The 26773-nt window shown below is 62.8% G+C and carries 21 protein-coding genes; 12 read left to right on the top strand and 9 right to left on the bottom strand.

Going from position 1 to position 26773, the window contains the following annotated elements:
• The first annotated feature begins 4 nt into the window (after positions 1-4).
• Positions 5-1276, top strand: a complete 1272-nt coding sequence (locus J5286_RS17035; protein WP_209191400.1) for an O-antigen ligase family protein — start codon at positions 5-7, stop codon at positions 1274-1276.
• A gap of 50 nt (positions 1277-1326) precedes the next feature.
• The gene (locus J5286_RS17030) at positions 1327-2334 is read left to right on the top strand and encodes an acyltransferase family protein (RefSeq protein WP_209191399.1); all 1008 of its coding nucleotides are present in this window, start codon (positions 1327-1329) and stop codon (positions 2332-2334) included.
• Here J5286_RS17030 and J5286_RS17025 read toward each other — a convergent pair.
• Positions 2329-5523 (bottom strand): efflux RND transporter permease subunit, encoded by a 3195-nt coding sequence (locus J5286_RS17025; protein ID WP_209191398.1) that lies wholly within the window; start codon positions 5521-5523, stop codon positions 2329-2331. The two genes, J5286_RS17030 and J5286_RS17025, sit on opposite strands and share 6 nt — an antisense overlap.
• Entirely contained in the window at positions 5520-6698 is a 1179-nt protein-coding gene (locus J5286_RS17020; protein WP_209191397.1) for an efflux RND transporter periplasmic adaptor subunit, read from the bottom strand. Before J5286_RS17020 ends, J5286_RS17025 begins: the two co-directional genes overlap by 4 nt.
• A gap of 447 nt (positions 6699-7145) precedes the next feature.
• Between J5286_RS17020 and J5286_RS17015 the strand changes: the two genes are divergently transcribed.
• From J5286_RS17015 to J5286_RS17005, 3 genes are read left to right on the top strand one after another with little or no spacing between them, the layout of a single operon-like run.
• Positions 7146-7616, top strand: a complete 471-nt coding sequence (locus J5286_RS17015; protein ID WP_113008363.1) for a MarR family winged helix-turn-helix transcriptional regulator — start codon at positions 7146-7148, stop codon at positions 7614-7616.
• Positions 7609-8844, top strand: coding sequence for an HlyD family secretion protein (locus J5286_RS17010; RefSeq protein ID WP_209191396.1), 1236 nt, complete (start codon positions 7609-7611; stop codon positions 8842-8844). The genes J5286_RS17015 and J5286_RS17010 overlap by 8 nt, the downstream gene beginning before the upstream one ends.
• Positions 8837-10378: a DHA2 family efflux MFS transporter permease subunit gene (locus J5286_RS17005; RefSeq protein WP_209191395.1), complete on the top strand. Its 1542-nt coding sequence runs from the start codon at positions 8837-8839 to the stop codon at positions 10376-10378. Before J5286_RS17010 ends, J5286_RS17005 begins: the two co-directional genes overlap by 8 nt.
• On the opposite strand, the gene J5286_RS17000 is transcribed toward J5286_RS17005, so the two are convergent.
• The 3 genes from J5286_RS17000 to J5286_RS16990 are packed head-to-tail and all read right to left on the bottom strand — an operon-like array spanning position 10379 to position 12232.
• Complete coding sequence (locus tag J5286_RS17000) at positions 10379-10969, bottom strand: DNA-3-methyladenine glycosylase (RefSeq protein ID WP_209191394.1); 591 nt, start codon at positions 10967-10969, stop codon at positions 10379-10381. It abuts the gene before it with no gap.
• 5 nt (positions 10970-10974) lie between these two features.
• Positions 10975-11295: a hypothetical protein gene (locus tag J5286_RS16995; protein ID WP_209191393.1), complete on the bottom strand. Its 321-nt coding sequence runs from the start codon at positions 11293-11295 to the stop codon at positions 10975-10977.
• 46 nt (positions 11296-11341) lie between these two features.
• Positions 11342-12232, bottom strand: coding sequence for a LysR family transcriptional regulator (locus J5286_RS16990; protein ID WP_209191392.1), 891 nt, complete (start codon positions 12230-12232; stop codon positions 11342-11344).
• A 118-nt stretch (positions 12233-12350) separates the two neighbouring features.
• Between J5286_RS16990 and J5286_RS16985 the strand changes: the two genes are divergently transcribed.
• Positions 12351-13091 carry an SDR family oxidoreductase gene (locus J5286_RS16985; protein WP_209191391.1) on the top strand — a complete coding sequence of 247 codons (741 nt, stop codon included), beginning with the start codon at positions 12351-12353 and terminating at the stop codon, positions 13089-13091.
• Positions 13092-13422: 331 nt separating this feature from the next.
• On the opposite strand, the gene J5286_RS16980 is transcribed toward J5286_RS16985, so the two are convergent.
• A complete protein-coding gene (locus J5286_RS16980; RefSeq protein WP_018897043.1) occupies positions 13423-14334 on the bottom strand; it encodes a LysR family transcriptional regulator in 912 nt (303 codons plus the stop codon).
• Between the two features lie 181 nt (positions 14335-14515).
• Here J5286_RS16980 and J5286_RS16975 point away from each other — a divergent pair, with 181 nt between their 5' ends.
• The 3 genes from J5286_RS16975 to J5286_RS16965 all read left to right on the top strand — a co-directional run bounded on the left by J5286_RS16975 (position 14516) and on the right by J5286_RS16965 (position 20001).
• Positions 14516-15334: an alpha/beta hydrolase fold domain-containing protein gene (locus J5286_RS16975; RefSeq protein WP_209191390.1), complete on the top strand. Its 819-nt coding sequence runs from the start codon at positions 14516-14518 to the stop codon at positions 15332-15334.
• Between the two features lie 37 nt (positions 15335-15371).
• Positions 15372-16565, top strand: a complete 1194-nt coding sequence (locus tag J5286_RS16970; RefSeq protein ID WP_047513923.1) for an efflux RND transporter periplasmic adaptor subunit — start codon at positions 15372-15374, stop codon at positions 16563-16565.
• Between the two features lie 232 nt (positions 16566-16797).
• Complete coding sequence (locus J5286_RS16965; RefSeq protein ID WP_113008356.1) at positions 16798-20001, top strand: efflux RND transporter permease subunit; 3204 nt, start codon at positions 16798-16800, stop codon at positions 19999-20001.
• A 70-nt stretch (positions 20002-20071) separates the two neighbouring features.
• Here the strand turns inward: J5286_RS16965 and J5286_RS16960 are convergent, their stop codons facing one another.
• Positions 20072-20404: a DHCW motif cupin fold protein gene (locus J5286_RS16960; protein WP_209191389.1), complete on the bottom strand. Its 333-nt coding sequence runs from the start codon at positions 20402-20404 to the stop codon at positions 20072-20074.
• Between the two features lie 175 nt (positions 20405-20579).
• Between J5286_RS16960 and denD the strand changes: the two genes are divergently transcribed.
• The 3 genes from denD to J5286_RS16945 all read left to right on the top strand — a co-directional run bounded on the left by denD (position 20580) and on the right by J5286_RS16945 (position 24399).
• The gene (gene denD, locus J5286_RS16955; RefSeq protein ID WP_209191388.1) at positions 20580-21566 is read left to right on the top strand and encodes a D-erythronate dehydrogenase; all 987 of its coding nucleotides are present in this window, start codon (positions 20580-20582) and stop codon (positions 21564-21566) included.
• A complete protein-coding gene (locus J5286_RS16950) occupies positions 21563-22459 on the top strand; it encodes an NAD(P)-dependent oxidoreductase (RefSeq protein ID WP_209191387.1) in 897 nt (298 codons plus the stop codon). Before denD ends, J5286_RS16950 begins: the two co-directional genes overlap by 4 nt.
• A gap of 173 nt (positions 22460-22632) precedes the next feature.
• Positions 22633-24399, top strand: a complete 1767-nt coding sequence (locus J5286_RS16945) for a putative bifunctional diguanylate cyclase/phosphodiesterase (protein WP_209191386.1) — start codon at positions 22633-22635, stop codon at positions 24397-24399.
• Between the two features lie 3 nt (positions 24400-24402).
• Here J5286_RS16945 and J5286_RS16940 read toward each other — a convergent pair whose 3' ends face one another.
• Together J5286_RS16940 and J5286_RS16935 are read right to left on the bottom strand one after the other, a co-directional pair.
• Positions 24403-25425, bottom strand: coding sequence for an NAD-dependent epimerase/dehydratase family protein (locus J5286_RS16940; RefSeq protein WP_209191385.1), 1023 nt, complete (start codon positions 25423-25425; stop codon positions 24403-24405).
• Between the two features lie 19 nt (positions 25426-25444).
• Positions 25445-26758, bottom strand: a complete 1314-nt coding sequence (locus J5286_RS16935; RefSeq protein WP_209191384.1) for a UDP-glucose dehydrogenase family protein — start codon at positions 26756-26758, stop codon at positions 25445-25447.
• Between the last annotated feature and the right edge of the window lie 15 nt (positions 26759-26773).

Genomic DNA, 26773 nt, shown 5'->3' with positions numbered 1-26773 from the left:
CAGTATGCGTATCGCTAAGTCGGCGCTCATCCAGCCCGGCGGGAATGTGGCCTATGCCGTTTCCGCCGTGGCGATTTCGCTTTTTTCGTTCGCCTACTCGCTTCGGTTCGGGCAGGTGTCGATCCTGCTTTACTATGCGCTCTGGCTGCCGCTGATCGCGGTCGATTACCGCAAGGTGCTCGGCAACTACAATCGCTACATCTGGATCTACGCTTTCGCGGCGATCGCCTTCCTGTCGGTATTCTGGTCGGCGGCACCCAGCGTGTCGATGCGCGCCGCCATTCAATATTTCACGCAGGTGCTCTGCACGCTGATCGCGGTCAGGGTGCTGGATGCCAAGACGCTGACGCTTGGCATGGTCGCCGGTATCGGCATCGTGCTCGTCTATTCGGTGCTCTTCGGGCATTACGAGCTCGACGTGATCGACAACACCTATAGCTTCGTCGGCGCCTTCGCGTCGAAGAACCAGCTTGGTTTCTACGCCTCGCTCGGCCTGATCGCCTGCTTTGCGACTGTCTTCATCTTTGGAGAACGCCGTCCATCATGGCTGGCTACGACCGGTATCGTCGGACTGCTGTCGGCCTATTGCCTGATGATGTGCCAATCGGCGACTTCGGTCCTGACCGCGGTCGTGGTTCTGGCGCTGATGGTCGGCCTGCGTGTCGTGCTGACGCTGACGCCCGACCAGCGCAAGCTGCTCGTCATCGGCGGTGGGGTCGCGGTAATCGTGCTTGCGGTCGCCGGTGTCTATCTCGGCGCGGTCGATGCCGTGCTCGGGATCTTCGGCAAGGATTCGACGCTGACGGGCCGCACCTATCTGTGGCAGCAGGGGATCAAGGCTGCGGCCGACAATCCCTATTTCGGCGTCGGCTATCAGGCCTACTGGGTTCAGGGATTTTCGGAGCCGGAGCGTCTCTGGGAAGAGTTCTTCATTGGCTCGCGCAGCGGCTTCCACTTCCACAACACCTATATCGAAACGACGGTGGAGCTCGGCCTCGTCGGCCTGGCGATCCTGGTCTTCACTTTCCTGAAGATGCTGTGGGGGCATCTCCGTCACCTGATCGAAGACATCAGGAACGATGAATCCTATCTGCTGTTTGCCATCTGCGTGCTTCTGTTGATCCGCTCCTTCGTCGAGATCGACATTCTGACGCCCTACAATGTCGGGACGTTCCTGTTCTATTTCTGCGCCGGAAAGCTGATGAGCGTGCGCCGCCAGCCTGATGTCGCCGCATGGGCGCGGCAGGCACGGCAGCCCGAACCTTTGATGCATTAGCACTTAACAGCATTGTCGGCCGGCACTGACCGGTCATTTGAGGAAACCGGATGAAGACCCTTTACGGCATCCAATATCTGCGCGCCTTCGCGGCGCTTGCTGTCGTCGTTTTTCACGCGGCCGAAAAGTCCGGCGAGCACTTCGCCATCGGCGCTGCCGGTGTCGATGTGTTCTTCGTCATCAGCGGCTTCATCATGTGGGTGATCAGCGAGCGTCGGCCGATGACGCCGCAGGGCTTCCTTATCGACCGCCTGCGCCGCATCGCGCCATCCTATTGGCTGGTGACTGCAATCATGATCGCCGGCGCCGTGGCCGGGCTGTTTCCGAACCTGCAGCTGACGACGTCGCATATCCTTGCGTCTCTGTTCTTCATTCCCGCGCATTCGCCGAGCACCGGCGACATCTGGCCGGTGCTTGTGCAGGGGTGGACGCTGAATTTCGAGATTTTCTTCTATGTGCTCTTCGCCGGCGCGCTATTCCTGCCGCGCAAATGGCGTCTCGCCTTTCTGCTCGCGCTGTTCGGCGGCTTCTTCCTGGCCGGGCAGGTCCTGCAGCCGACGACGCCGGCGCTCTACACCTACACGCGGCCGATCATTCTCGAATTTGTCGGCGGCGTATTGATCGCCGAGCTATGGCTGCGCTGGTGGATTGCCGGCACCAGCCTCGGACTTGCCTGCGTGGGCGCCGCCCTTTCCGGTTTCGCCGCCATCCATCTGATGGGCGCCGAGTTCAATGCCGGGATATGCGGTCCGCTGGCGATGGTTCTGGTCTACGGGATGGTGTCGCTGGAGGCGGCCGGAAGCCTCGGACGCATGCCGCTGCTGACCTATCTCGGCGACGCTTCCTACTCGATCTATCTCTGGCACACGCTGGCGATCTCGGTGGTCGCCAAGGCGGGGCAGGTGATCGGCCTCTCAGCCACCGTTATGGCTCCGGTGTGTGTTCTCGCCGGCGTGGTTCTCGGAACCGCTGCTTACGAACTCATCGAAAAGCCGCTGAGGAAGGTGCTCTCCAGTTCCCGCTCAAAACAGGCGACACTCGCCCGCCGACCCTCATGACGAGGCTTCGGCCGGCGGTGCTTGCGTATCCGGTTCCACTGTCTCCGCCGGTCGGACCTTTCTCCTGAACGAGCGCAGCGCGACATAGAAGACGGGTGTCAGGAACAGACCGAATATCGTGACGCCGAGCATGCCTGAGAAGACGGCCGTGCCGAGCGACTGGCGCATTTCGGCGCCGGGGCCGGTGGCGATCGCGAGCGGCAGAACGCCGAAGATGAAGGCGAAGGCCGTCATCAGGATCGGGCGCAGGCGCAGATGGCTCGCCTCGACGGCTGCCTCCACAGGCGACTTGCCTTCGTCTTCCGCCTGGCGGGCGAACTCGACGATCAGGATCGCGTTTTTCGCCGCAAGGCCGATCAAGACAATCAGGCCGATCTGCGTCAGCACGTTGTTGTCCATGCCCCGGAACCAGACGCCGATCAGCGCGGCGAGCACGGCCAGCGGGACGATCAGGATGATCGCCAGCGGCAGCACCCAGCTTTCATATTGCGCCGCGAGCGCCAGGAAGACGAAGATGACTGACAGGGCGAAGATATAGACCGCCGTGTTGCCGGTGTGGGTTTCCTGGTAGGCGAGTTCGGTCCATTCGAAGGTCGTGCCGGGCGGCAGGATCTTGGCGGCCAGCGCCTCCATCTTCTTCAGCGCGTCGCCCGTCGATGTGCCTGGCGTCGGATTGCCCTGCAGCGGGACGGACACATACATATTGTAGCGCTGGACGAGGGCAGGGCCGCTGGAATCCTGGATATCCATCAGCGTGCCGAGCGGCACCAGCGCGCCGGTCGCCGAGCGCACCTTGAGGCCGAGAATATCCTCGCGGTCCATGCGGTATTGCCGGTCGGCCTGGGCGCGGACCTGGTAGACACGGCCGAAGGCGTTGAAGTCGTTGACATAGGCGACGCCGAGATTGATCGACAGCGCGTTGAAGATGTTGGGGATCGGCACGTTGAGGAAACGGGCCTTGTCGCGATCGATGGCCAGATAATATTGCGGGCTGGCATCGGAGAAGGTCGTGAAGACGCCGGTCAGGCCTTCCGTCGTCGCGGCCGCGCCCATCATCTGGCGGGCAAGGCCGAGGACGCGGGTCATGTCGGCGTTCTCAAGATCGAGGATCTGCATCTTGAAGCCGCCGGAATTGCCGACGCCGCGTACCGATGGCGGCGGCACGGCGATGATGAAGGCCTCTTGGATGCTCTGCAGCTTGCCGAAGAGCTCGCCGATGATCTTGTTGGCGGTCTCGCCGCCTTCCTCGCGCTCGGCAAAGGACTTGAACGGCACGAAGACGACGCCGGAATTGGAGGCGTTGGTGAAGGTCGCGCCGCTGAAGCCGGCGAATTGCACGGCATTGCCGACGCCGGGCACCGTCCGCGCGATATCACCCACCTGCTTGACCACCGCATCGGTACGCGCCAGCGACGCGCCATCCGGCAGCTGGACGACGACGATGGCGTAGCCCTGGTCCATGGTCGGGATGAAGCCCGAGGGGACCTTCGTTATCATGAAGTAGGTGGCGCCGAGCAGGCCCGCGAAGACGAGCAGCGAGCAGGTGATGCCGATCCAGCTTCGGACGAGATGCCTGACGATCCAGGAATAGCCGTGGCTCAGGCGATCGAAGCCGTTGTTGAAGCCATTAGCGAGACCGCGCCCGAAACGCAGGGCGATGTTGTTGCGCGTGTGCTGGTGATCGTGGCTTCTGAGCAGAATACCGGCGAGTGCCGGCGACAGCGTCAGCGAGTTCAGCGCGGAGATCGCGGTGGTGACCGAGATGGTCACCGCGAACTGCTTGTAGAACTGGCCGGAGATCCCAGGAATGAAGGCAGTCGGCACGAAGACGGCGATCAGCACCAGCGAGATGGCGACGACGGCGGTGCCGACTTCATCCATCGTCACATGCGCGGCCTCCTTCGGCGTCATGCCTTTGGCGAGATTGCGCTCGACATTCTCGACCACGACGATGGCGTCGTCGACGACGATGCCGATCGCCAGCACCAGGCCGAACAGCGTCAGCATGTTCAGCGAGAAGCCGAAGGCGAGGAGCACGGCGAAGGTGCCGATTAGCGAGACCGGGATGGCGATGATCGGGATGATCGCGGTTCGCCAGGATTGCAGGAAGACGAGGACGACGATCGCCACCAGGATCGCGGCTTCGGCGATGGTTCGATAGACCTCGGTGATCGATTCCGAGATGAACTCGGTGGTGTCATAGACGATGCGGTACTCCAAACCCTGCGGGAAGGTCTGGGAGATGTCCTTCATCAGCGACTGGATCTGATGCGCGGTATCGAGCGCGTTGGTTCCCGGGCGGGCGAAGATGCCGAGCGCCACGGCGGGATCGTTATTGAGATAGCTGTTCGTCACATAGTCCTGCGCACCGAGCTCGATGCGGGCGACGTCCTGCAGCTGCACAAGCCGGCCGGCGCCGGTCGACTTGACGATGACGTAGCGGAATTCGCGCACGTCGGAGAAGCGGCCGTCGGTTCTGACCGTATATTCGAAGGCGTTCTTGCCGGTGACGGGCGGCGCGCCGATCTTGCCGCCGGAGACCTGGACGTTCTGGTCGCGAAGGGCCGAGACCACGTCATCCGATGTCATGCCGTAGGCGGAGAGCTTCTGCGGGTCCAGCCAGATGCGCATGGAATACTGGCGCTCGCCGAACACCTGCACGTCGCCGACGCCATCGAGGCGGACGAGAGTGTCGCGGATGCGGTTGCGGGCATAGTTGGAGACGTAGAGCTGGTCGTAGCGATGCGAGGGCGAGAGGAGGTGCACGACCATCATCAGGTCGGGCGAGCTCTTGTCGGTGGTGACGCCGAGCCGCTGCACCTCTTCGGGAAGCCGGGGCAGGGCGATCGAGACGCGGTTCTGGACGAGCACCTGCACCTTGTCGAGATCGGTGCCGAGCTTGAAAGTGATGGTCAGCGACATGGCGCCATCGGCGCTGGAATAGGAGGACATGTAGAGCATGTCCTCGACACCGTTGATCTGCTGCTCGAGCGGCGTGGAGACCGTATCGGCGATGGTCTGCGGGTCTGCGCCCGGATAGGAGGTGCGCACCACGATGGTCGGCGGCGCGATCTCGGGATATTGCGACACCGGCAGCTGCGTATAGGCGATGCTGCCGACGACGAGGAGCACGATCGAGATGACCGCCGCGAAGATCGGACGGTCGACGAAGAAATGAGCGAACCTCATTGTGGCGTCTCCGTCGCGGCGTTCTCCGGCGGCGTGTCGCGCCGCTCCTGCGGCAGTTCGGTCATCTGCGGCGTGATGGTGGCGCCGGGGCGGGCGCGCATCAGGCCGTTGACGATGATCGTCTCGGTGCCATCAAGGCCCTCGCGAATGACGCGGTAGCCGTAGAGACGCGGGCCGGGGCGCACGGGCTTGGTCGAAACCTTGCCGTCAGTGCCGACGATGAAGACGACGCGTTCGTTCTGGTCGGAGCCGATCGCCTCGTCGGGCACGAGGATCGCCTTGTACTTGTTGGACGCCTCCACCTGCACACGGCCGAAGAGGCCGGGCTGCAGGATCAGGTCGGGATTGGCGAGGCGAGCGCGGATGCGGATGGTGCCGCTTTCGTTGTCGATGCGGTTTTCGGCGAAGTCGAGCTTGCCGATGAAGGGCTTGGCGTTCGGATCGGAAATCGTCACGGTGACGGGCACGCCGCCGCCGCCCAGTTGCAGATCCTTGCCGAGCTTGCGCGCCGTGTCGGCGAAGTTCAGCAGGCGGCGTTCATCGACGTCGAAGTAGAAATCGATTGGGTCCAGCGACACGATTGTCGTCAAAATGGTCTGGTCGGCCTGCACCAGATTGCCGGTGGAGATCAGGCGGCGGTCGATGCGGCCGCTCAAGGGCGCTGATATCGTCGTATATTCCATGTCGAGGGCCGCGCGGTCGGCGGTTGCCTGGGCGCCGCGAACATTGGCCTGCGCGGAGAGCCATTCGCGGCGGCGATCGTCGAGTGTGGAGACCGACTGGCTGCCGCTGGTGGCGAGGCTCTGCGCGCGGTTGAACTGCGCTTCGGCATAGGTCTGAGTGGATTTGGCGACTTCGAGCGCGGCGTTGGCCTCGTTGAGCGCGGTGACGAAGGGGCGCTGGTCGATGACGAAGAGCTTGTCGCCCTTCTTCACCAGCGCGCCGTCGGTGAAATCGACCTCATTCAGATAGCCGCCGACGCGTGCGCGCACCGAGACCTCGTCGACCGCCTCGAAGCGGCCGATGAACTCGTCGTTGTCGACGACCTCGCGCACCACGGGCTTGGCCACGGTGACCGGCGGCGGGGGCGGGGCCGCGGCCTGCTGGGCGGATGAGGCGAGGGGGAAGAAGACGACGCTGCTGAAGGCCAAGACGTAGCGAAGTGAGAAAGGCATGGCGGCTCCCCATTCGGGCGGCCAAACACGCCGCCATGACTATGCTGAAAGAATGCGTTTCATGTCAGGCGGTACTCGAGCGACTGTGTGCCGCTCGCCTATTTCTAATGCTGTCTTACGTTCGTGGCGCGGATAGCGCTCACGACTTGCATGCCGTTGCGATCGATTGGCCGGGAAGGTCCCCACCCGGTAAGCCTCTGGATTTCGATATAAACGGGTGTCTTGACGAAAAGCAAATCCCGGTGGGTTGAAACTTCCAAGATCAATGAAATCAGGGAGAGTATCGGCGGGCCGCCGACGCTTGCCGGTTTCGGCGGCATGTTCCTTAGCCGGGTGCGACAATTTGGCCGCACATTCGCAATAATCAACCGAAGGTGACTTGTATGTTGCACCTGCTCAATATATCTAGGCACATTATAAGTGTGCTTACTATTGGCGCAGTCCTCAATGAACAGCAATCCGCCTCTCGGCTTCCTCCTCCATGACGTCGCACGCCTGCTCCGAAAGCGTTTCGAGCAGCGGGCGAAGGGTCTTGGGCTGACGTCGTCGCAGTGGCAGGCGCTGGCGTATCTCTCCAACAATGAGGGGATACACCAGGGTGGGCTGGCGGAGATGCTGGAGATCGAGCCGATCACACTTGTACGCATTCTCGACAAGCTCGCCGAACGCGGGCTGATCGAGCGCCGCCAGCACCCGACGGACCGCCGGATCTGGCTGCTTTACATGCGCGAGGAGGCACATCCGCTTCTGGCGGAAATGCGCGGACTTGGCGATGTGACGCGAGGCGAAGCCCTGGAGGATGTTTCCGCCGAAGAGCGGGAGCAGCTTTTCCAGATCCTGTCGCAGATGAAGACCAACCTAGTGCAGGCCTGCCGGACCCCCCTGGCATTGGCCGAAAACGAGACCAACCATGGCTGATAAAACTCCCCTGCGCGTCGTTTCCGACGCCGATGCCAAGACTGCTGCCAATACCGATGTTGAAACGAACGAGGTTTCTCCTCGCGAGGAAACCGTTGCCGAGGCGCCATCGTCCAACCCTGCGTCCGCCACCGCTGTGGCGCCGCCCTTGACGATGCCTCCGCGTCGCAAGCGCAGCATGACCCGTCCGGTGCCGTTCGCACTGCTGCCCGTCGCGCTGGTGGTCGGCGGCTATTACTACGTCAATGGCGGCCAGGTGATGTCCACCGACAACGCCTACATCAAGTCCGACATGGTTGGGCTGACGACCGACGTTTCCGGCATCGTCGATACGATCAACGTGCATGAAAACGAAGCGGTGAAGCAGGGCCAGGTACTGTTCAGCCTTCGCCAGGACGTGTTCAAGATTGCGCTCGATGGCGCCAAGGCGCAGCTCGGCGCGGTTCGCAACCAGATCCTCAACCTGGAAGCAAGCTACCAGCAGTCGCTGGCCGAGATCACTCAGGCCGAGGCGGATATCCCGTATTTCCAGACCGAGTTCGACCGCCAGCAGAACCTGCTGAACAGCTCCGCGGCCACCCGCACGGCGTTCGACCAGGCAAAGCACAATCTGCAGGCCGGTCAGCAGAAGGTCGCCGTCGCGAAGGCGCAGGCCGCCGCGACGCTCGCCCAGCTCGGCGGCAATGCCGACCAGCCGGCCGAGCAGAACCCGCTTTATCTCGAAGCCAAGGCCAAGGTCGACGACGCGCAGCGCCAGCTCGATCACAGCGTCGTCCGTGCGCCGTTCGATGGCATCGCCACCAATGTCAACGCGCTGCAGCCGGGCTCCTATCTCGAGGCATCGACGCAGGCCTTCTCGCTGGTCGCGACCAACAATCTGTGGATCGACGCCAGCCCGAAGGAAACCGAGCTTACCTATGTGAAGCCCGGCCAGACGGCCACCATCTACGTCGACACCTATCCGGGTGTGACCTGGAAGGGCAAGGTCGAGAGCATCAGTCCGGCTTCCGGCTCCAGCTTCTCGCTGCTGCCGGCGCAGAACACGACCGGCAACTGGGTGAAGGTCGTGCAGCGTATCCCGATGCGCGTCAGCATCGAGGATGCAGCCGGCAAGCCGCCGCTTCGCGTCGGCATGAGCACGGTCGTCGATGTCGATACCGGCCACGCGCGCGGCCTGCCGGATTTCGTGTCCAAGCTTCTGGGCCGCTCGGGCGGAGATCATGAGTAACGCTGCCTCCGCGTCCTTCGTCCCGGTCGCCAACCGCGGCATGATCACGGCCTGCGTCATCCTCGCCGTCATCATGCAGGCGCTGGATACGACGATCGCCAACGTCGCGCTGCCCTTTATTCAGGGCAGCGTCTCGGCGAGCGCCGACCAGATCAACTGGGTTCTCACCTCCTATATCGTCGCGGCCGCCATCATGACGCCGCCGTCGGGCTTCCTTGCCGCCAAGTTCGGTCGCAAGCGCGTGCTTCTGACCGCTATCATCGGCTTCGTCGTCGCATCCGTGCTCTGCGGCCTGGCGCAATCGCTGAACCAGATCGTCGCCTTCCGTCTCATGCAGGGGCTGTTCGGCGCATCGCTGGTGCCGCTGTCGCAGGGCATTCTGCTCGACATCTACACGCCGGAAGAACGCGGGTCCGCCATGGCCTTGTTCGGCGTGTCGGTCATGGTCGGGCCGGTGCTCGGCCCCGTCATCGGCGGCTGGCTGACCGATAACATCAGCTGGCGCTGGGTGTTCTACATCAACGTGCCGATCGGGGCGCTCGCCTTTGCCGGCATCATGATCTACGTCACCGAGACGAAACTGGACGCGCTCGCCAAGCTCGACTGGTTCGGCTTCGGGATGATGAGCCTGGGCATCGCTTCACTGCAGCTCTTTCTAGATCGCGGCGAACAGCTTAACTGGTTCGCCTCGGGCGAGATCATGATCGAGGCGATCATCTGTGCTGCGGCCTTCTATCTGCTTGTCGTGCACACGCTGACGGCGGAGAAATCCTTCGTCAATCCGAAGCTGTTTCTCGACCGGAACTTCTCCGTCAGCATGATCTTCATCTTCGTGATCGGGATCACCTATCTGGCGTCGCTGGCGCTGATGACGCCCTATCTGCAGACGCTGATGGGATATCCCGTCATCACCGCGGGTATCGTCATGGGGCCGCGCGGCATGGGCACGATGCTGTGCATGTTCATCGTCGGGCGGCTGATCGGCAAGGTGGATACGCGCCTGCTTCTGGTGCTCGGCCTCGGGCTGACGGCATGGGCGATGTACGACATGACCGGCTGGACGCCCGATGTCTCGCAGTGGACGATCGTCTCTGTCGGCTTCATCCAGGGCGCCGGTCTCGGCTTCCTGTTCGTGCCGCTGACGACGATCGCGTTTTCGACGCTGCCGGCGGAGATGCGTGGCGACGGCACTGGTCTCTATAACCTGTCGCGAAACATCGGCTCGAGCGTGGGGATCTCAATCGTCTCGGCGCTTTTGGTCGAAAACGCGCAGGTGAACCACGAGAACATCGCCGCCTATGTCACGCCGTTCAACCACGCCTTCGATGCGGCGGCAGCACAGGGGATGAGCCCGCTCACCGCAGCCGGTCGAGCCGCGCTGAACGAACTGATCACGCTGCAGTCGACCATCATCGCCTATATCGATGACTTCAAGCTGCTGATGATCATGTCGCTGGCGGTCATTCCGCTGGTGCTGTTGCTGCGCAAGCCCAAGGTGGCCCCGGTCATGGACCACAGCGCCGTGATGGAATGATCAGCGAAACGGTTTGCTGAGATAGCGAGACCCTGAAATGCCGAAGCGCCATGGTGCTTCGGCATTTTTCGTGATGCCGATGCGTTTTCCGCTGACGATCGGCGCCGGTGCCGTCGGCGTCAGCGAATAGGGGGCGTGGTCGAGCAGGCGATCATTGAGGGCGATGGTGACGCCGAGCGCCTGGCAGAGCTTGCCGGGGCCGCTGCAGAGCTGCGTGAGCGCGTCGGTGCCACGGCGTTCGATCATCGTGGCGATACCGATTTCAGGCTCGATGGCGCGGATCAGGACGGCGGAGCCGGGGGTGCAGACGAAGTTCAGGCACCGGTGCATGCCGTAGACGCGGTAGATATAGACATTGCCCGGTTTGCCGAACATGGCGCCGTTGCGCTGTGTCGGGCCGCGAAAGCTGTGGGAGGCCTCGTCATCGGGGAAATAGGCCTCGGTCTCGACGATGCGCCCGCCGATGCCGCCGACGGTGAGGCGGCAGGCAAGCAGCTCGCGGGCGACGGAGATCGCATCGCGTTCGAAGAAGCGGGTGAGTGCTTCGCCCGTTATCGGTGCGGCGCCGAGCGCGCCTGTCCTGTCGTCCATATGATCTATCGGCCGGGCTTTGGATCGTGCAGCGGGATCGACGAGCCGGTGACGGAGACCGGGTCGCTTGCGGGGAAGGTGTCTTCGAGGCCTTCGTCCAGTTCCTCTTCCAGCGTAGCCGCATCCTTGCTGCGGGCGCCGTCGCCGGCCGAGCTGTCGTGCGCGGCGAGAAGCAGGTGGCGGGCGTGAGAGACGGCATTGTCGCGGGTCAGGCCGGGAGTGGCGGCATTATAAAGCGTCACGGCAATGCTGTTTCCGGTCTTGTCGCCGAACATGACGACGAAGCCGCCCTCGCGTGAATTCACGGTTATGTCTGTGATGGTCATGGTGTTTGCTCCCGATGATGGGTTTGCCGACGTCTTTCTCGTATGCCTATGTTTGCCTCGCGAACACCTTCGTCAACCATTCGATGAAGACGCGGACGCGGGGCGAGAGCTGGCGATTTCGCGGATAGAGCAGCGAGACCGGCGTTTTCGTCAGCGGATAGTCTTGCAGGATAGGCTGGAGCTCGCCGCTGTCGATATAGCGCTGGGCGTGATAACGCGGCACCTGGATGATGCCGAGACCGAGGCGCGCCGCGGCGTGGAAGCTTTCGGCGGCGTTGACCGACAGCGTCGCGGGCAGGGTGACGTTGCGGATCTGGCCGCCGACGAGGAATTCGAGCGGCACCAGCGCGCCGGTGGCGCTGGAGTGAAAGCCTACCATGCGGTGGCCGTCGAGCCGGTCGGGATGCTCGGGCGTTCCATAGCGGGCGAGATAGGAAGGCGAGGCGAGCGTGACTTCCTCCAGCATCGCCACGCGGCGGGCGACCATGTCGCTATCTGAGGGGATGCCGACCCTCAGCACGCAGTCGATGCCCTCGCGCACGAGATCGACGAGGCGGTCGCCCTCGCTCATGTAGAGTTCGATATCGGGATAGGCTTCGAGGAACGACGGCAGGTTGGGCAGAACGAAATGGCGCGCCAGCGTGCCGTGCACATCGACGCGCAGCATGCCTTTCGGCTTGGCGCCGGCGAATGCGCCTTCCGCGTCCTCGATATCCGAGAGGATCGACAGGCAGCGACGGTAATAGGCCTCGCCGTCGAGCGTCGGGCTCACGTGGCGCGTTGTACGCTGCAGCAGACGAACGCCGAGGCGGGCCTCAAGCTGCTTGACCGCATCGGTCACCGTCGAGCGCGGCAGGCCGGTATCCTCGGCGGCGGCGGTGAAGCTGCGGCGCTCGACGATCCGGCAAAAGACGCGCATGGCATCGAATCTGTCCATCTATCTGTTCGCTATATCCGGATAGTGATGGCGAATAATGGATGATTATCCGCCGCGAGAAAAGCGGCATCTTCTCTCCAACGGCGCGATATCGCGCTTCCAAGCAAGGAGAACGACAATGACGGTATCGGAAAACAGGGTCGCGATCGTAACCGGCGCGTCCAGAGGCATTGGTGCGGCGATTGCCGATCGGCTCGCGCGCGACGGATTTACCGTCGTGATCAACTATTCCGGCAACGCCGCGCCGGCCGAAGAGCTGGCTGCTGCGATCGAAAAGCGCGGCGGCAAGGCGCTGACGGCGAAGGCCGATGTCAGCGACACGGAAGCCGTGCGGCGGATGTTCGATGCGGCCGAGGCAGCCTTCGGGGGCGTCGATGTGCTGGTCAACAACGCCGGGATCATGGCGCTTTCTTCGATCGCGGATGCCGACGACGCGCATTTCCAGCGAATCATGGACGTCAACCTCAAGGGCACGTTCAATACGCTGCGCGAGGCCGGCAAGCGGATGCGCGACGGCGGCCGGATCGTCAATTTTTCGACGTCGGTGGTCGGGCTGAAGCTTGAGACCTACGGTGTCTATGCCGCGACCAAGGCCGCCGTCGAGACGATGACGGGGATCATGGCCAAGGAAATGCGCGGCCGTAACATCACAATCAATGCCATCGCGCCGGGGCCGACGGCCACCGATCTGTTCCTCAACGGCAAGTCCGAGGAACTGGTTGCGCGGATGGCGAAGATGAACCCGCTGGAGCGGCTCGGCACACCAGAGGATATTGCTGCGGCGGTATCGTTTCTCGCTGGTCCCGACGGTTCCTGGATCAACGGGCAGGTGCTGCGCGCCAATGGCGGCATGATCTGATTTGTGTCTTGGGGAGGGCGGCTTTCGGGCCGCTCGCCTTCCGGCGGGTCGCTGTTGTGGATATCGCTCGCTGAAAAATGCCAGCGTCTGCAATAGGATGGAGGCGCACCCAGTCTTGAAGCGGCGGGGCCGCAATATCCCCTTACATTTGCATCATGATTGTCTATATTAGCAATGTAGGGATGTGCGGGACTCCTCCAATCCTACGCATCAGACCTCAATAACTGCCGAGCCATTGTTCCCTGGTGACCCGGCAGAGAGTGAAAGAAGAAATGGCAAAACATATGGTTGCGGCCCGTTGAAGGTAAACGCCTCGCGGGCCGCAGTTCTGTCAGCGGGCATCCAGCTTGGCGTCGGTCAGAAGCTTGACCATCCAGTCGACGAAGACGCGGACCTTGTTGCTGAGGTGTCGGTTCGGGGGATAGACGATGTAGAGCCCGAGCGGCTCACGGTTCCACTCCGGCAGCACCTGAACCAGCGCACCACTTTCCAGCTCATTGCGGATCATGAAGTGCGGTAACTGCGCGATGCCAAGCCCCGAGGTGGCTGCCGTCACGAAGGTCCTGCTGTCGTTGACCGAGACGAGATAGCGCGGATTGATCTCCAACTCCTCGTTGTCCTTGCGGAATTCGAACGGAAGCGTCCGGTTGGTCTGCGCGCGAAAATAGTTGACCGAATAATGATCGTTTTCAAGCTCTTCCGGTCTCGCTGGTGCTCCATACTTCTCGAGGTAGAGCGGCGAGGCGCAGGTGATGAGTTCCACCTCGGATACGCGGCGTGCAATCAAGGATTGGTCGGCCGGGGTGCCGGCGCGCAGCGCGCAGTCGACGTTCTCGGCGAGGTAATCCACGGTGCGGTCGCCAACGCCGAGGTCGATGCGGATATCGGGATATTTCTGATAGAAATCGCAGAGCGCCGGCACGACGATCCAGTCGGCGAAGGCGCCGGCCATCTCGACGCGCAGGCGCCCGTTCGGAAGCCCTTGCGAATTTGTGAGGCTGCCATCGAGCTCGGCGATCTCGGAGACGATCTGGGCCGCGCGTTCGTAATAGAGCGCGCCGTCGGTCGTCACCATGACGCGGCGGGTGGTGCGGTTGAGGAGCTTGGTGTGCAGATGCGCTTCAAGCCCCTGAATGAGATTGGTCACCGTCGCCTTGGGCATTGAGAGCGTGTCGGCGGCCCGTGTGAAATTGCCTGTCTCCACGACGCGAATGAAAGCGCGCATTGCCGAGAGCTGGTCCATCGGAATTCACCTGAGTAGGTTGCAGTGCGGTATTGTTCGAAATTCGGAACAGTGTAATCGTATTGAGGCTTCTTATTCCGTGAGTGGAATAACAATATCTTTTTTTCAGAAATTGCAAGCCGTCGCCTTGGGCAATATGTTGCAACGGCAACATTACACCCGCGACGCAAGGATCGATACGATGACGGTGCAAGTGAAAGACATGGTGTTTGACAAGGTGGCCATTGGCCCCGTGTCGACGCGTATCTATCAGGGCGCCGAATACGGCAAGGGTTCGCCGATCGTGTTGTACTTCCACGGCGGTGCTTTCCAGTCCTCGGGGCTGCAGGACAATGCCGTTGCCGAAGCAATCGCAAGCGCCGGCGCCATCGTGGTCGTCGCGGATTACAACGCTCCCATGGGCGGGGTTTTCCCGAAGCCTCTCGAAGTCGGCTACTCGCTGTTTTCCTACATGGCAAACAAGCGCGCCTCGGGTCTCGGTGACCGCAACTCCGCGCTGCTGGTTGCCGGCGAGGAAGCGGGTGGCAACATCGCCGCCAGCGTGGCATTCAAGGCTCGCGATCACTACGCAGATGCCCTCGATGGCCAGGTGCTGATCTCGCCGCTGGTCGATCCGTTCATGGGATCGTCCTCGATGCGCGAAGCCGACAGCATCGGCATGCGCGAGCGTTGGGCCGCGGGCTGGAGCCACTATCTCAGCGGCGGCGGATGCCATCCTTATGCGGCGCCGTGCCTGTGTTCACGCATCTCGGGCGTCGCGCCCGCACTGATCTTCACCGCGAAGGACGATCCCCTTCGCGATGAGACGCTTGGGTTCGCCGATCGCCTGAAACAGGCCGGCGTACCAGTTCGTCAGCATGTCGCTCCCGCCGGGGCAGGCTGGCCTACGATTTACGGCGGGACGTCCGACAAGCCTTCGGGTTGGCGCGAAACCATCACCCAAGAATTCGGAAGCTTCGTTCGTGACATGCGAAGGCAACCCGTACCTTTGAAGACCTGATCAATACACGGCCGTGGGGGCCGTAAGGAGAATACAAATGACGTCCAGTAAGAAGCGCTGGGCCCTTGTGGGCGCCGGTCTGAGCCTTGTTGCGTCCGTTTCAGCCGCAGCACTGTTTTTCGAATTGCCGATGAGCGGAACCGCGACTGCCGCAACCGCAGAGGCACAGGCCGCTCCGCCGGCCGTGCCCGTTACCGTCGCTGTCGTCGCCAGCCGCGACGTCACCGAATGGGAGCAGTTTTCCGGCCGGCTCGAAGCCGTCGATCGCGTGCAGATCCGCTCGCGTGTCGCCGGCGCCGTCCAGTCGGTGCATTTCCGCGAAGGCGCGCTGGTGAAGGCCGGCGATCTGCTCTTCACCATCGATCCGGCACCCTACCAGGCGGCCGTATCGCAGGCCGAGGGGCAGATGGCTTCGGCCGAAGCCAAGGTCAATCTCGCGCAGATCGAGCTTGATCGCGGCCGCAGGCTTTCCGACAACCGGACGATTTCGCAGAGCGATCTCGACCAGCGTCAGAACGCATTCACCGAAGCGCAGGCCGGTCTTCGCACCGCGCAGGCAGCTCTTCGTTCAGCGCAGCTCGAGCTCGGCTATACCGAGGTGAAGGCACCCGTTGCCGGCCGCGTCGGCAAGCTCGAAGTGACTGTCGGCAATCTGGTTGCTGCTGGATCGACCTCGTCGGAGCTGGCGTCGCTCGTCTCCGTCGATCCGATCTACGCCAGCTTCAGCGCCAGCGAAGGCATGGTCGCCAAGGCGCTTGCCCAGCTTCCTGCCGCTGATGGCGCGGTTCCGGCACTTGAACAGATCCCCGTCGAAGTCGGCACGCTTGCCGATCAGGGCACGCCGATCAAGGGCAAGCTGCAGCTTATCGACAACCAGGTGGATGCTTCCAGCGGCACGATCGGCGTTCGCGCCGTGTTCGACAATCCAGGTGGCAAGCTGATCCCCGGCCAGTTCGTGCGTGTTCGCATGGGCCAGCCGAAGGCCGAGAACAAGATCCTTATCAGCGAACGTGCGATCGGCACCGACCAGGACAAGAAGTTCGTCTTCGTGGTCGATGGCGAGAACAAGGTGAGCTACCGGCCGGTGCAGCTCGGCATCGCCGAAGGTGGCGACCGCGTGATCGAAAACGGCCTTGCCGTCGGCGACAAGATCGTCGTCAACGGTCTGCAGCGCATTCGTCCGGGCGCGGTGGTCGCACCGCAGATGGAAGAAAAAGTCGCGGCCAAGTAAGACGCAGACCCCTCCCCAACCCCTCCCCACAAGGGGGAGGGGCTAAGCCTGCCGCACCGCCCAAGCCAGGATTTGGCAGGACAGTGCCACACGTCTTCTCCCCCCTTGTGGGGGAGATGGCCGGCAGGCCAGAGAGGGCCTTTTAAGCATCCAGTTCTACCCCTACCGGCGGTATCCCAACCGCCGGAGAGGGTCGTTGCATCCCAAATTTCATCCCGGAGAGGGCTTTGAAATGAATATCTCCAGATTCTTTGTCGACCGCCCGGTGTTTGCCGGGGTGCTATCGGTCCTCATCGTGGTCGCCGGCCTGATCGGCATGCGATCGCTGCCGATTTCCGAATATCCGGAAGTTGTCCCGCCATCGATCGTCGTGCGCGCCACCTATCCCGGCGCCAACCCGAAGGTCATCGCCGAAACCGTCGCCACGCCGCTCGAAGAGCAGATCAACGGCGTCGAGGGCATGCTCTACATGTCCAGCCAGGCGACATCCGACGGCGTGATGACGCTGACGGTGACCTTCAAGCTCGGCACCAATCCCGACCAGGCACAGCAGCTGGTGCAGAACCGCGTCAGCCAGGCAGAGCCCCGCCTGCCGACGGAGGTGCGCGCGCTCGGCATCACGACAGTCAAGAGTTCGCCCGACCTCATGATGGTGGTGAACCTGACATCGCCGGATAATCGCTACGACATCACCTACCTGCGCAACTATGGCGTCTTGAACGTCAAGGATCGGCTTGCCCGTATCGAGGGCGTTGGCCAGGTGCAGATCTTCGGGTCGGGCGACTACTCGATGCGTATCTGGATCGATCCGCAGAAGGCGGCCGAGCATAATCTGGCGGCGAGCGACATCACCAATGCCATCCGCGCCCAGAACGTGCAGGCGGCTGCCGGTACGATCGGCGCGTCGCCGAGCCTCACCGGTGTCGATATCCAGCTGAACGTCAACGCCCAGGGTCGTCTGCAGACGCCCGAGGAGTTCGGCAACATCATCGTCAAGAGCGGCGCCAATGGCGAGATCACGCGTCTGCGCGATGTCGCGCGCGTCGAACTCGGTGCGTCGGATTATTCGCTGCGCTCGCTGCTCGACAGCAAATCGGCGGTGGCTATCCCTGTCTTCCAGGCGCCCGGCTCCAACGCCATCACCATCTCGGACCAGGTCATCAAGACCATGGACGAGCTGCAGCTGGCGATGCCTGAAGGCGTGAAGTACGAGATCGTCTACGATACCACGCAGTTCGTCCGCGCTTCGATCGAGAAGGTCGTCGACACGCTGCTCGAAGCCATCGCGCTCGTCGTCATCGTCGTCATCCTGTTCCTGCAGACATGGCGCGCCTCGATCATTCCGCTGATCGCGGTTCCGGTCTCTATCATCGGCACCTTCGCGGTCATGTATGTCTTCGGCTTCTCGATCAACGCGCTCAGCCTGTTCGGGTTGGTGCTTGCGATCGGTATCGTCGTGGACGACGCGATCGTCGTCGTCGAAAACGTCGAGCGCAACATCGAGAACGGCCTTTCGCCGCGCGACGCGACCTACAAGGCCATGAAGGAAGTGTCCGGCCCGATCATCGCGATCGCGCTGGTGCTGGTGGCGGTGTTCGTGCCGCTGGCCTTCATCACCGGCCTGTCGGGCCAGTTCTATCGCCAGTTCGCGTTGACGATCGCCATCTCGACCGTGATTTCCGCCATCAACTCGCTGACGCTTTCCCCGGCTCTGGCAGCCCTTCTTCTGAAGGGTCACCATGCGCCGAAGGATTGGCTGACGCGCGGCATGGACTTCGTGTTCGGCTGGTTCTTCCGCGGCTTCAACCGCGCCTTCAGCGCCAGCTCCAATGCTTACGGTAAGGGTGTCGGCGGTCTGGTGTCGCGCAAGAGCATCGTCATGGTGATCTATCTGGCGCTTGCCGGGGCGACCTATGGCCTGTTCAATGCCGTTCCCGGCGGCTTCGTGCCGGCGCAGGACAAGCAGTACCTGATCGGCTTCGCGCAGCTGCCCGACGCCGCCAGCCTCGACCGCACCGAAGACGTGATCAAGCGGATGAGCGACATTGCCCTTGCAACGCCCGGCGTCGAACACGCCATCGCGTTTCCCGGCCTGTCGATCAACGGCTTCACCAACGGCTCGAATGCCGGTGTCGTCTTCGTCAAGCTGAAGTCCTTCGAGGAGCGCAAGACGCCCGATCTCTCAGGCGGAGCGATCGCCATGACGCTCAACCAGAAATTCGGCGCGATCCAGGATGCGTTCATCGCCATGTTCCCGCCGCCGCCGGTCCAGGGTCTGGGCACGACGGGTGGTTTCAAGCTGCAGCTCGAAGACCGGGCGGGCCTGGGCTACAATGCGCTGGACGAAGCGACCAAGGCTTTCCTCGCCAAGGCCTACCAGACGCCTGAGCTGGCCGGCCTGTTCTCGAGCTACCAGATCAACGTGCCGCAGCTCTACGCGGACCTCGATCGCGCCAAGGCCGAACAGCTCGGCGTGTCGGTGACCGACGTCTTCGAAACGCTGCAGATCTATCTGGGCTCGCTCTACGTCAACGACTTCAACGCATTCGGCCGTACCTATAGCGTCCGCGTGCAGGCAGATGCGCAGTTCCGCGCCCATGCCGATGATATCGGCCAGCTGAAGGTGCGTTCGGCTTCGGGGCAGATGATCCCGCTGTCGGCACTGCTCAAGGTCGATGCCACGACGGGACCGGAACGCACGACCCGCTACAACGGCTTCCTCGCCGCCGATATCAATGGCGGTCCGGCACCGGGCTTCTCGTCCGGGCAGGCACAGGCCGCCATCGAGCGGATCGCCGACGAGACGCTGCCGAAGGGCATCGGCTTCGAGTGGACGGATCTGACCTACCAGCAGATTCTTGCCGGCAGCTCGGGCGTGCTCGTCTTCCCGCTGGCGCTGCTGCTCGTCTATCTCGTGCTGGCTGCCCAGTATGAGAGCCTGACACTGCCGCTCGCGATCATCATGATCGTGCCGATGGGCGTGCTGGCCGCCCTGACCGGCGTCTGGCTCACCGGTGGAGACAACAACATCTTCACGCAGATCGGCCTCATCGTCCTTGTCGGTCTCTCGGCGAAGAACGCGATCCTGATCGTGGAATTCGCCCGCGAGCTGGAATTCGAAGGTCGTACGCCTGTTCAGGCGGCGGTCGAGGCCAGCCGCTTGCGCCTGCGCCCGATCCTGATGACGTCGATGGCGTTCATCATGGGTGTCGTGCCGCTCGTCGTATCGACCGGTGCTGGTGCGGAGATGCGTGCCGCGATGGGTGTGGCGGTGTTCTCCGGCATGATCGGCGTCACCTTCTTCGGCATCTTCATGACGCCGGTGTTCTACGTGCTGATCCGCAAGCTGGCGGGCAACCGTCCGCTGGTGCAGCACAAGGACGATGATCATAACGGCCACGGTGGGGCCGAGGTGATCCGGATGGCGGCCGAATAGGCTTCCGACACAGGCAAATAGAGCAAAGGGCGGGACGCGAGTTCCGCCCTTTCTGGTTTTGAAAGAGCGGTCAGTCGATGATGAACATCTTGGCGCCCGATGCCGTCCTGGAGCGGTGGGCGGCGTCTCCGTGGTCGGAGACCGTGTATCCCATGCCCGGCTTCATCACGAAGCTGCGGCCGTCCTTGAGCTCGCTCGTCACTTCTCCCTCGAGCACGTAGACGATATGGCCACGGTCGCACCAGTGGTCCGCCAGATAGCCCGGCGAAAGCTCGACGATCCGCATGCGGACATCGCCATTGTTCAGCGTTCTCCATATCGCCGTTCCGGTTTCGCCCTTGTGTTCGCTGGCCGGCAGCGCATGCCAGTCGAGCGAGTTGTAGGGGAGCGGGGGAAGTTTCATCGTGGGTATCCTTACGCGTTTCGTCGGCTCGGGTTCACGGATCCGGCGCGATATGTCCAGCATTTTGTTTGCAATGCAGCATGGCTTTTTGAGCTTGCATCGGCGCGAGCGGCCCTATCAATTGTGAGGGGTACGGGTGGTTGCTGCTTCGCCGCCTGTCACGGGAGGAGGTTCCATGCATATCGCTATCATCGGCGCTGCCGGCATGATCGGGCGCAAACTCACCGAACGGCTGGTGTCCGACGGGAAACTGTCCGGGCAGGCGATCGGGCGGCTGACGCTGGTCGATGTCGTGGCGCCGGCTGCACCTGTCGGCTTTGCCGGGCGGGTGGATGCGAGTGCGGCCGATATCTCGCAGCCGGGACAGGCGGCGCTGATCGTCGGGTCGCGGCCGGATATCATCTTCCACCTCGCGGCGATCGTTTCGGCGGAAGCCGAGCTCGATTTCGAGAAGGGCTACGGCATCAATCTCGAGGGGACGCGGGCGCTGTTCGAGGCGATCCGTCTGGCGCATTTGCAGGATGGGTATCGTCCCTGCGTGGTCTTCACCTCCTCCATCGCCGTCTTCGGCGCGCCGATGCCCGATGTCATCCCCGACGATTTCAATCTGACGCCGCTGACAAGCTACGGCACGCAGAAGGCGATGAGCGAGCTTTTGCTCGCCGACTATACGAGGCGTGGCTTCATCGACGGTATCGGCATTCGGTTGCCGACGATCTGTGTGCGGCCGGGCAAGCCGAACAAGGCCGCTTCCGGCTTCTTTTCCGGCATCATCCGCGAGCCGCTGGCGGGACAGCCGGCCATTCTTCCGGTGCCGGATACGGTGCGCCACTGGCATGCCTCGCCGCGCTCGGCGGTCGGCTTTCTCATTCATGCCGCGAGCATCGATCTCGAGCCGCTCGGCGCGCAGCGAAGCCTGACCATGCCAGGCGTCAGCGCCTCGGTCGGCGAGCAGATCGAGGCCTTGCGCGCGATTGCGGGCGACAAGGCGGTGGCGCTGATCCGGCGGGAGCCGGACGAGTTGGTGATGAGGATCGTCGGCGGCTGGGCGCGGGCCTTCGCGCCGGAGCGGGCAACGCGCCTCGGCTTCGTGGCCGAGACGAGCTTCGAAGAGATCATTCGCGTGCATATAGAAGATGAAATGGAAGGCAGAATTCAATGAGCAGTCAACAACGGGCGATCGCGTTTCTGGGCACCGGGCTGATGGGCGCGCCGATGGTTCGGCGTCTGCTCGATGCCGGCTTTGCCGTTACCGCCTGGAACCGTGACATCGCCAAGGCCGAGGCGCTGAGGGCCGATGGCGCCGCAGTTGCGACGACAGCGGCTTTGGCCGTTGAGGGGGCGTCGGTCGTCTTCACCATGCTCAGCGATGGCAATGCTGTCGGCGACGTCTTGTTTTCGCAAGGTGTGGCAGAGGCGCTCGCGCCCGGCGCGGTCGTCATCGATTGCAGCTCGATCACGCCAGAGGCTGCGCGTGATTATGCGGCGAGGCTTGGCGAACGCGGCATCCGCCATCTCGATGCGCCGGTTTCCGGTGGCGTCGTCGGCGCTTCGGCCGGTACGCTTGCGATCATGGCAGGAGGCAGTGCCGATGTCGTCGATGCGCTGAGCGATGTGTTTTCCGCGCTCGGCCGGGTGACGCATGTGGGGCCAAGCGGCACGGGCCAGCTCGCCAAGCTCGGCAACCAGCAGATCGTGGCGATCACCATCGGCGCCGTGGCCGAAGCGATGATGCTGGTCGAGGCCGGTGGCGGGTCGGCGGAGGCGTTTCGCCGTGCGATCCGGGGCGGCTTCGCCGAGGGCCGAATTCTTGAGATTCACGGTCAACGTATGGTGGAGCGCAATTTCGGCGGCGCCGGCCCTTCGCGGCTGCAGCTGAAGGATCTCAACAACATCGTTGCCGAGGCAAATAGCCTGGCACTGACCCTGCCGCTGACAGAAGCGGTGCGCGCCGAGTTCGCCGCTTTCGTCGAGGATGGCAATGGCGATACGGATCACAGCGGATTGCTGTTGCAGCTGGAGCGGAAGTCGGGCCGCGAAGGCGGAAAATCCTGACGGTCGGTACGATCCCTGACGAACAATAAATAGCGCTGGCGCGCTGGCATGCAATCATTGATAGATTTTTAGGGTGTTCTAATTAATGTCGCACTTGGCAATCACTGGTAGGTGATTGTGGTTGCTAGCGGGCAGCGGGGATGGATTTCGCTTTGACGTGGCGTGAGGCATGAATGGCTTTGGCATCTAAGAACTCCATACGCTCTGAGCGGGAGTTTCAAGATCTTCTACGGCGTTTGGAGCTTGCGCTCGATGCGTCGCAGATCGGTGTCTGGGAGCATGACCTGCGATCGAACGAGATCTCCTGGGACGTGCAGATGCATCGCCTTTACCAGACCGGCCAGCGGAGCGGGCCTGTGCCGACGTCGATCTGGTCGAACGCGATCCATCCCGATGATCGCGCGCGTGCCACCCAGGAATTCAACGACGCAATCGCCAAGCGCGGCCAGTACAATTCGGAGTTCCGGATCATCTGGCCGAATGGCGAGATCCGCTATATCCGCTCGCGCGCGCATTTCTATGTGAGCGAGGAGGGGGCGCCGTCGTTCATCGGCGCGGAATGGGATGTGACCGCCGACGTGCTTCTCAACGCTGAAGCCGCGCGGCAGCGCGAGGTGGCCGAGGCCCGCGCGCTGGCGCTGGAGGAGAGCACCGCGCTCATCGAGCATGCGGCCGCGCACGACTACCTGACCGGCCTGCCGAACCGGCGTTTCTTCGACAAACGGATCGCGGAACTAGCGGAAGACGAGAGCGTCTCGACGCTAGCGGTGCTGCATCTCGATCTCGACGAGTTCAAGCAGATCAATGACAGCTACGGACACGCCGCCGGCGATGCGGTGCTGCGCGCGGCCGCCTTGCGGATCGCCGCGGTGCTCCCTGAGACTGGCATGGCGGCGCGCATCGGCGGCGACGAGTTCGTCATCGTGCTCGTCAACTTCGAGAGCATGGACGAATTGCGGGAGATTGCACGTCGTGTGCAGAAGCGGCTGCGCAAGAAGATCCGCTTCGGCCACGAGATGCTGCAGTCGGGCAGTTCGATCGGCATTTCATGGTCGGCGGATCGCGGCGATACCAATCTTCTGGCCGAATCCGACATGGCGCTCTACGCGGCCAAGAGCGGCGGGCGCGACCGCATCGAGTTCTTCACGCAGCGACTGAAGGACGAATTGATGGGCAAGCGGCGGATCGCCGAGGAGCTCAAGCTGGCGCTGACGGCGGGCGAAATCGTTCCTTATTACCAGCTGCAATTCGACGCCCGGACGCGGGAGATCGTCGGGCTCGAAGCCCTGGCGCGCTGGCGTCACAAGGAGCGGGGCATTCTGGCGCCGGCGGATTTCCTGAAGGTCGCCGACGAGCATGGGCTGACCGCCGAAATCGACGCTTCGATCCTCCGGCACGTCCTGAGGGATCGCCGCGAATGGGAGCAGCATGGCTTCGATGTGCCGAGGATTTCGGTGAACATCTCAGGGCAGCGGCTTTATGATCCGCTGTTGATCAGCGATCTGGAAGCGCTTGACATCCCTGATAATTCGATCGTTTTCGAGCTGATCGAGACGATCTTTCTCGACGACTGCGACGACGAGATGATGCAGAGCGTCGACCGGATCAAGCTCATGGGCATCGAGATCGAGATCGACGATTTCGGTTCCGGCCACGCCTCGCTGATCGGCCTCGTGAGGCTGCGCCCGACGCGCCTGAAGATCGACCGCCAACTGGTGGATGCGATCGATACGTCCGACGAGCAGCGGCGGGTGGTGAAGTCGATCATCGAGATTGCCAAGGCGCTTGGCGTCAAGGTGATCGCCGAGGGTGTCGAGACCGAGCGGCATGCGGCGACGCTGGCCAAGCTCGGCTGCGATGCCCTACAGGGGTTTGCACTGAGCCGGCCGGTGCCGGCTGCCGAGATCGACCGCAAGTTTTCCGCCCTAGTCGCGGGCTGAGGATCAGGCCGCCGTGTCGAGTTCGCCGCGCGCTTCGAGATACCATTCCACGAAAGCCGCCACACCCTGTTCGAGCGACGTGCTCGGCGTGTAGCCGGTCAGCGCCTGCAAGAGGTCGGGGCTGGCATAGGTGCGCGGTACGTCGCCCTGCTGCATCGGCAGCATGACGCGCTTGGCCGGATGGCCGAGGGCTTTCTCCACCGTTTCGACGAAGTCGAGCAAGCTGATCGGCTGGCCGCCGCCGATGTTGACGATGCGGAACGGCGCCTGGCGCGAGAGCGTCTCGACCTTCTCCTCAGCGACGCGATTGCTCTCGGCGGGGACGACGGTCGATAGGCGCACGACGGCCTCCACGAGATCGTCGATATAGGTGAAATCCCGGCTCATCTTGCCTTCGCCGTAGATCTCGATCGGCTGGCCCTCCAGCATGTTCTTGACGAACTTGAAGAGCGCCATATCAGGCCGGCCCCAGGGGCCGTAGACGGTGAAGAAGCGGAAGGCCGTGGTCGGGATCTTGTGGAGATGGGCGTAGCTGTGCGCCATCAGTTCCATCGACTTCTTGGTCGCGGCGTAGAAGGTGAGCGGCTCGTCGGCGCGGTCGGTCTCGTGGAAGGGCACGGTCGGATTGGCGCCGTAGATCGAGGAGGTCGAGGCCAGCATCAGATGGGAGACGCCGGTGTTCTTGGCGATCTCCAGGATATTCCAGGAGCCGATCAGGTTCGAGTTCAGATAAGCTTGCGGGTTCTCGTTGCTGTAGCGCACGCCGGCCTGGGCGGCGAGGTGGATCATCACGTCGGGCTTGGCGACTGCGACCGCCTGTTCGACTGCGGCGCGATCCTCCAGCATCGCCGTCACCGGCTTGAAGGCCGGAAACTGGGCGAGGGCGGCGTTGCGCATATGCTTGAGCTTGATGTTGTAATAATGCGTCATGCCATCGAAGCCGGTGACCTCGTGGCCGTCCTGCAGAAGCCGGCGCGCGAGATGGAAGCCGATGAAACCGGCTGTTCCGGTGATGAAATACCGCATGCTCATGCCCTGCTGTTGGTTATGCCTTGCTCTTCTTGCCGACCGCGAAATAGCTGAAGCCGTGTCTCGTGACTTCGGCGATCGGATAGATGTTGCGCAGATCGACCAGCACCGGCGTCTTGACGAGCGTCTTCAGCCGCTTGAAGTCGAGCGCGCGGAATTCCTCCCATTCGGTGACCAGCACCAGCGCATCGGCGCCTTCGGCGATCTCGTAGGGATCCTTGCCGTAGACGACTGGGCCGAGCAGCTCCTTCGCCGCATCCATCCCCTCGGGATCGTAGACGTGCACCGTCGCGCCGCCGTCGAGCAGCGCCTGGATGATGGTGATCGAGGGTGCGTCGCGCATGTCGTCGGTGTTCGGCTTGAAGGTGAGGCCGAGGATGGCGATCTTCTTGCCGCGCACATTGCCGTCGCAGGCGGCGACCACCTTGCGGCCCATGGCGCGCTTGCGGTTGTCGTTGATGGCGACGGTGGTTTCGATCAGCCGCATCGGGCTGTCATGATCCTGCGCGGTCTTGACCAGCGCCAGCGTGTCCTTGGGGAAGCACGAGCCGCCGTAGCCGGGGCCGGCATGCAGGAACTTGTCGCCGATGCGCTTGTCCATGCCGATGCCCTTGGCGACCTTCTGCACGTCGGCGCCGATCTGCTCGCAGAGATCGGCGATCTCGTTGATGAAGGTGATCTTCATGGCGAGAAATGCGTTGGCCGCGTACTTGATCAGCTCGGAGGTGCGGCGCTCGCAGAAATAGAGCGGGGCTTCGTTGAGATAGAGCGGGCGGTAGACTTCGCGCATGACCTCGATGGCGCGCGACTCCTCGGTGCCGAGCACGATGCGGTCGGGACGCTTGAAGTCGGTGATGGCGGCACCTTCGCGCAGGAACTCCGGGTTGGACACGACCTCGATGTCCTTGTCGGGAAACTCTTCGCGGAAGATGCGCTCGAGCTCGTCGCCGGTGCCGACGGGGACCGTCGATTTGGTGACGACAACGGTGAAACCTTCGACCGATGCGGCAATTTCACGCGCCGCCGCGTAGACGTAACTGAGGTCGGCATGACCGTCGCCACGGCGCGAGGGCGTGCCGACCGCGATGAAGACGACGTCGGCTGCGGCCACGGGGGCTGCGAGATCCTTGGAGAAATCCAGGCGTCCGGCGGCTCTGTTCTGGGCGATGATCGTGTCGAGGCCGGGTTCGAAGATCGGCACTTGGCCCGCTTCGAGCGCATCGATCTTGGCCGCAGACTTGTCGACACAGGTGATATGATGGCCGAAATCCGCGAGGCAGGCCCCCGAGACAAGGCCGACATAGCCCGAGCCGATCATCACAATACGCATGGAAATTTCCTCAAA

The sequence above is a fragment of the Rhizobium sp. 16-488-2b genome (assembly GCF_017741815.1).
In the GTDB taxonomy this organism is placed as follows: domain Bacteria; phylum Pseudomonadota; class Alphaproteobacteria; order Rhizobiales; family Rhizobiaceae; genus Rhizobium.
This window is presented reverse-complemented; position numbering and strand designations above follow the sequence as displayed.

Bases quoted from the DNA above. Each gene is read 5' to 3' on its own strand.
- J5286_RS16980 (WP_018897043.1), bottom strand. From the start codon at position 14,334: ATGGACCAGCTCTCGGCAATGCGCGCTTTCATTCGCGTCGTGGAGACA.
- J5286_RS16970 (WP_047513923.1), top strand. From the start codon at position 15,372: ATGACGTCCAGTAAGAAGCGCTGGGCCCTTGTGGGCGCCGGTCTGAGC.
- J5286_RS17000 (WP_209191394.1), bottom strand. From the start codon at position 10,969: ATGGACGACAGGACAGGCGCGCTCGGCGCCGCACCGATAACGGGCGAA.
- J5286_RS16995 (WP_209191393.1), bottom strand. From the start codon at position 11,295: ATGACCATCACAGACATAACCGTGAATTCACGCGAGGGCGGCTTCGTC.
- J5286_RS16950 (WP_209191387.1), top strand. From the start codon at position 21,563: ATGAGCAGTCAACAACGGGCGATCGCGTTTCTGGGCACCGGGCTGATG.
- J5286_RS16960 (WP_209191389.1), bottom strand. From the start codon at position 20,404: ATGAAACTTCCCCCGCTCCCCTACAACTCGCTCGACTGGCATGCGCTG.
- J5286_RS16940 (WP_209191385.1), bottom strand. From the start codon at position 25,425: ATGCGGTATTTCATCACCGGAACAGCCGGTTTCATCGGCTTCCATCTC.
- J5286_RS16965 (WP_113008356.1), top strand. From the start codon at position 16,798: ATGAATATCTCCAGATTCTTTGTCGACCGCCCGGTGTTTGCCGGGGTG.
- J5286_RS17010 (WP_209191396.1), top strand. From the start codon at position 7,609: ATGGCTGATAAAACTCCCCTGCGCGTCGTTTCCGACGCCGATGCCAAG.
- denD (WP_209191388.1), top strand. From the start codon at position 20,580: ATGCATATCGCTATCATCGGCGCTGCCGGCATGATCGGGCGCAAACTC.
- J5286_RS16990 (WP_209191392.1), bottom strand. From the start codon at position 12,232: ATGGACAGATTCGATGCCATGCGCGTCTTTTGCCGGATCGTCGAGCGC.
- J5286_RS16985 (WP_209191391.1), top strand. From the start codon at position 12,351: ATGACGGTATCGGAAAACAGGGTCGCGATCGTAACCGGCGCGTCCAGA.
- J5286_RS17005 (WP_209191395.1), top strand. From the start codon at position 8,837: ATGAGTAACGCTGCCTCCGCGTCCTTCGTCCCGGTCGCCAACCGCGGC.
- J5286_RS16975 (WP_209191390.1), top strand. From the start codon at position 14,516: ATGACGGTGCAAGTGAAAGACATGGTGTTTGACAAGGTGGCCATTGGC.
- J5286_RS17025 (WP_209191398.1), bottom strand. From the start codon at position 5,523: ATGAGGTTCGCTCATTTCTTCGTCGACCGTCCGATCTTCGCGGCGGTC.
- J5286_RS16935 (WP_209191384.1), bottom strand. From the start codon at position 26,758: ATGCGTATTGTGATGATCGGCTCGGGCTATGTCGGCCTTGTCTCGGGG.
- J5286_RS16945 (WP_209191386.1), top strand. From the start codon at position 22,633: ATGGCTTTGGCATCTAAGAACTCCATACGCTCTGAGCGGGAGTTTCAA.
- J5286_RS17015 (WP_113008363.1), top strand. From the start codon at position 7,146: ATGAACAGCAATCCGCCTCTCGGCTTCCTCCTCCATGACGTCGCACGC.
- J5286_RS17035 (WP_209191400.1), top strand. From the start codon at position 5: ATGCGTATCGCTAAGTCGGCGCTCATCCAGCCCGGCGGGAATGTGGCC.
- J5286_RS17020 (WP_209191397.1), bottom strand. From the start codon at position 6,698: ATGCCTTTCTCACTTCGCTACGTCTTGGCCTTCAGCAGCGTCGTCTTC.
- J5286_RS17030 (WP_209191399.1), top strand. From the start codon at position 1,327: ATGAAGACCCTTTACGGCATCCAATATCTGCGCGCCTTCGCGGCGCTT.